The organism is Paenibacillus sp. MAEPY2, assembly GCF_000499205.1.
In the GTDB taxonomy this organism is placed as follows: Bacteria; Bacillota; Bacilli; order Paenibacillales; family Paenibacillaceae; genus Paenibacillus; species Paenibacillus vandeheii.
Genome location: NZ_AWUK01000067.1, coordinates 1 through 3482, shown reverse-complemented (window position 1 = coordinate 3482; position 3482 = coordinate 1). Strand labels below are relative to the sequence as shown.

Annotated in this window: 5 protein-coding genes and 1 other annotated feature; of the genes, 2 read left to right on the top strand and 3 right to left on the bottom strand. The window is 45.6% G+C overall.

What is annotated here, in order from left to right:
• Both P364_RS0133380 and P364_RS0133375 read right to left on the bottom strand, forming a co-directional pair.
• Positions 1-143: alpha/beta-type small acid-soluble spore protein (locus P364_RS0133380; RefSeq protein ID WP_024634310.1), on the bottom strand; the 143-nt coding region annotated here is incomplete at its 3' end.
• 197 nt (positions 144-340) lie between these two features.
• On the bottom strand, positions 341-1318 hold the full coding sequence (locus P364_RS0133375; RefSeq protein ID WP_024634309.1) for an aldose 1-epimerase: 978 nt from the start codon (positions 1316-1318) through the stop codon (positions 341-343).
• Positions 1319-1567: 249 nt separating this feature from the next.
• Positions 1568-1817 (top strand) — a binding site (T-box leader).
• Positions 1818-1934: 117 nt separating this feature from the next.
• On the opposite strand from P364_RS0133375, the gene trpS reads away from it, so the two are divergent.
• Positions 1935-2927, top strand: a complete 993-nt coding sequence (gene trpS / locus P364_RS0133370) for a tryptophan--tRNA ligase (RefSeq protein ID WP_024634308.1) — start codon at positions 1935-1937, stop codon at positions 2925-2927.
• 113 nt (positions 2928-3040) lie between these two features.
• Here trpS and P364_RS0133365 read toward each other — a convergent pair whose 3' ends face one another.
• Positions 3041-3238 (bottom strand): hypothetical protein, encoded by a 198-nt coding sequence (locus tag P364_RS0133365; protein WP_024634307.1) that lies wholly within the window; start codon positions 3236-3238, stop codon positions 3041-3043.
• Between the two features lie 119 nt (positions 3239-3357).
• Here P364_RS0133365 and P364_RS0133360 point away from each other — a divergent pair.
• The coding region (locus P364_RS0133360) for an alpha/beta-type small acid-soluble spore protein (RefSeq protein ID WP_024634306.1) at positions 3358-3482 on the top strand (125 nt) is incomplete at its 3' end.

Sequence of the window (3482 nt, the reverse complement as noted above, 5' to 3'; positions counted from 1 at the left end):
TTACCGTAGTAACCGTCTTGGGGAATTGTTACACCCAGCTCTTGTGCAGCTTCAATTTTCAATTGTTGCAAAGCTGCAGTAGCTTGAGGAACAACCAAATTGTTTGAAGAATTTCTATTTCCTTGGTTTTGACCTCCGTACATGTGTGTCACCTCCTTATGGCTTGGTGATGTTAGTATGGTTAGAGAATAAGGAAATATGCATGATATGGAGTAAGGTAAAAACTGGATGAGCAAGATGAGAGATAACATGAAAAAAGCCGACCCAGTATGGATCGGCTACGCGAATAAATGGTAAATAAAGGGGAAATATCCCATAGAAAAATCTTGAGAGTACAAGATTATTTCTCGGTTGGCGGAACAATCTCAATACGTGTAAAAAGCTCAACGGGCTGTTCAGGTTCCAGACGAATCAGTCCCGTTTGCTCATCTGTTAAATGCAAATTGGGTGCATCAGGGAGCCAGGTGTAGGGTTCAATGCACAGAAATTGATCGGATTCGCCCTTTGTGAAGAGGACCCAATGTTTGAAAAATGCTTCATCTGCTGAATATTTCAACATATATCCGTCCTGCCTGCGCAAGTGAGCTACCGCGGATTGTCCTTCTGCAGCTTTCAAAATAGTATCCCAGTTTCGTCCCTGCATGTTCATGCCTTCGTTCAAAGCTGACCATTCACCGAGAGGTTCAATCTCTCCTGTGGGAAGTTGCTCTTCATTCTGGCCGTAGATTCCGGAAACAGGAAGTTGAAGTGTCCATTCGGCAGGTTTGCCGTCAAGCAGAAACCATGTATGATATCCCATTCCAAAAGGAGCAGGAGTGGAGCTCAGATTAGTTACTCGCAGACGCTGACTTAACACAGCATTTTGCAGTCTGAACGTCATCTCAAGCTTCAGAGGAATCGGAAATTGAGCCATCCAATGCTCTTCATTTTCAGTTAATAATTCCGTTGTAATTGCACAACCGTCTTCATCTTCTTCGATGTCGCTGACACACCAGGACTGGCTGCGGTGGAGGCCGTGAATATGGTTGTCATTGGCCGTATTCTGATTGAATTGGTAATGGACTCCCTCATATTCGAATTGTCCTCGATGAATGCGGCCTGGCGGAACCAGCAGCGGAACGCCGAAGTGATACGGCTTCTGCAAGTAAAAAGCAAGTTCATCTTCTTTCGGACTGCGAACGACTTCGCGGCCCTGCACGAGATCGCGAATCGAAATAATATTGTTTCCAAGACGCGGCAGCAGGGTAATCTCCAATTCACGGCTATGTAGGATATACGTGTCGTAACCATTCCATTGGCCTTTGGTCACTTTTTTCATATCGATGCTCCTTTTCCCACTTGAAATCTGTCTGCAAACGGCTATGCCTATCTGCCATTGCAGGCGTGTCATTGTGTACATGCCACTTATCCGATTAGCATACCGAATCAATGCTGGTGATCAGGATAAGCAATTCCATCATAACAGATTTCGGCGGAGTGGGTAAAAAAAGCTCTTTCCATTTTGACATTCTGGTCTCGGCGCATTAAGATGGAATTCTGAAAGCTGTGTTTTATCCAACGAATAATAATTAAAACGATGACAGGGACAAGTAAGTCATGAGGACTCTCTTCAGAAAGCCGGTGGGTGATGTGAACCGGTGGGAACTCTTTACCGAATGGACCCTTGAGTGCTGATTTGAACAGGTGCAGTCTGATCTTAGACTATCCTTAGTAGAATCGGACGTATCCTCCACGTTACGGAGAAATGAAGGCATTTCTTCCACTAGAGGAATGGAGAGATGCGAATAAGGGTGGCACCACGGTCTCACGTCCCTTGCGGATGTGAGGCCTTTTTGCGTCCGCTGAGAATAGAAGAATAGCTGGATGGCCGCCAAAGGTTTAGAAATATACCCATTTGGTCATCCGTAACTAGACACAGGGAGGCGTTATGTGAAATGAAAACAGTACTTTCCGGAATTCAGCCGAGTGGCAAGCTCACATTAGGTAACTACATCGGGGCAATTAAAAACTTTGTGAAATTGCAGCATGACTACCAATGTCACTTTATGGTAGTTGATCTTCACGCTGTAACAGTAGCTCAAGAGCCGGCAGCGCTGCGTGAGCAGTCCGAGGCGGTAGCTGCATTGTTTATTGCAGCTGGAATCGATCCTGCGAAATCTAATGTGTTTCTGCAATCCCATGTACCCCAGCATGCGGAATTGGGCTGGTTGATGACCACCCTGACTTCGATGGGTGAACTCGAACGCATGACTCAATTCAAGGACAAATCCTCCGGTAAAGATTCCGTTGGCGCCGGACTATTCGTATATCCTTCATTAATGGCTGCTGATATTTTGCTGTATAATGCTGACCTTGTTCCAGTAGGCGAGGACCAGAAGCAGCATTTGGAACTGACACGCGATCTGGCAGGACGCTTTAACCACCGTTATGGGGAGTATTTCACGATTCCAGACCCTTATATTCCACAGGTGGGTGCTCGTGTAATGTCTTTGGACGATGCTTCTTCGAAAATGAGCAAAAGTAATCCCAATGCAGGCAGCTACATTGCCTTGCTTGATCCGCCAGATGTCATCCGCAAAAAAATTAGCCGTGCCACAACCGATTCCGGTACTGAAGTTGTATATGATCCGGCAAACAAACCTGAAGTGAGCAATCTGATGAGTATCTACGCTGAATGCGCAGGCCTGACATTGAAGGAAGTAGCAGAACGCTATGAAGGCAAAATGTATGGTCCGTTCAAAAAAGAACTGGCTGAAGTGGTGGTATCCGTTATTGAACCTCTACAGGAACGGTATCGTGAGATTCGTGAGTCTGGCGAATTGGCCGATATTCTGGAAACTTCAGCTCGTCGTGCAGAAGCGGTGGCTTCCCAAACACTTCATGCAGTTAAAGATCGTATGGGGTTTGTTCCTAGACGTACGTTGTAGTAGAACGAGGCAAGTGGCCTAAAGTAGATGAATTGTTCACATAATAAAGAGGAGCCCTGACAGGGCTCCTCTTTATTATCGTTTGGTACTACCTAACCTAGATGTTTACAGGGTCAAGAAGCGGTTTCCGAGGTGGCCCGACCTTCCCGACGCTCTTTCTTTGCGCGAATAACAAATCCCCAGCCGATGTTGGCAACGGATACGACAAACAGCAGCGAAGCCAACCAGCCCGAGTACGAGATCATGATCGCCGTAACCGCTAACAACATAATCGAAGAGAATGCAAACCATAATGATAAACCCTTGCTCATTGGGAAAAACCTCCATACAAATATTTAATGAGATTCCGTATAACCTGAAGCGTACGAGCCATAATAATCTTGCAAGCTTGCAATACATTACAGACACAGATTGAAGGGAGATTTTAAATATGGCTCAAGGATCTCGTTCTAACAACTTGGTGGTACCTCAAGCAAATTCAGCACTGCAACAATTGAAAATGGAAGCTGCACAAGAACTGGGTGTAACTATTCCACAAGACGGTTACTACGGTAA

What these genes read in the sequence shown, in the direction of transcription:
- P364_RS0133375 (WP_024634309.1), bottom strand. Translation starts at nt 1,318, where the DNA reads ATGAAAAAAGTGACCAAAGGCCAATGGAATGGTTACGACACGTATATC.
- trpS (WP_024634308.1), top strand. Translation starts at nt 1,935, where the DNA reads ATGAAAACAGTACTTTCCGGAATTCAGCCGAGTGGCAAGCTCACATTA.
- P364_RS0133365 (WP_024634307.1), bottom strand. Translation starts at nt 3,238, where the DNA reads ATGAGCAAGGGTTTATCATTATGGTTTGCATTCTCTTCGATTATGTTG.